This is a genomic window from Paraburkholderia sp. UYCP14C, from assembly GCF_004197395.1.
Classification (GTDB): Bacteria; Pseudomonadota; Gammaproteobacteria; order Burkholderiales; family Burkholderiaceae; genus Paraburkholderia.
Genome location: NZ_SELS01000363.1, coordinates 1 through 361, shown reverse-complemented (window position 1 = coordinate 361; position 361 = coordinate 1). Strand labels below are relative to the sequence as shown.

The 361-nt window shown below is 69.3% G+C and carries 1 pseudogene; it reads right to left on the bottom strand.

Annotation, left to right across the window (positions count from 1 at the left end):
* A pseudogene (locus EVC45_RS45225) lies at positions 1–361 on the bottom strand (hypothetical protein); the annotation flags it as partial.

Sequence of the window (361 nt, the reverse complement as noted above, 5' to 3'; positions counted from 1 at the left end):
GGCCAGCCTCAACGCCGCGTCCCGGGCGCCGCCCTCGTCCGGCCACTTCGCGAGCGCATTGAGCGCGTTGGCCACCTGTTGGGCTTCCATCGACTCGCGCAGCCTGGCATTCAATACCAGACGACCGGCCAGGCGCAGCGCCGCTTCACGCGCGCCGGCCTCGTCCGGCCACTTCGAGAGCGCATTGAGCGCGTTGGCCACCTGTTGGGCTTCCATCGACTCGCGCAGCCTGGCCTGCAATGCCAGATGACCGGCCAGACACAGCACCGCTTCACGCGCGTTGGCCTCGTCCGGCCACTTCGCGAGCGCACCGAGGGCCATGGCCACATGTTGGGCTTCCATCGACTCGCGCAGCCCTGCA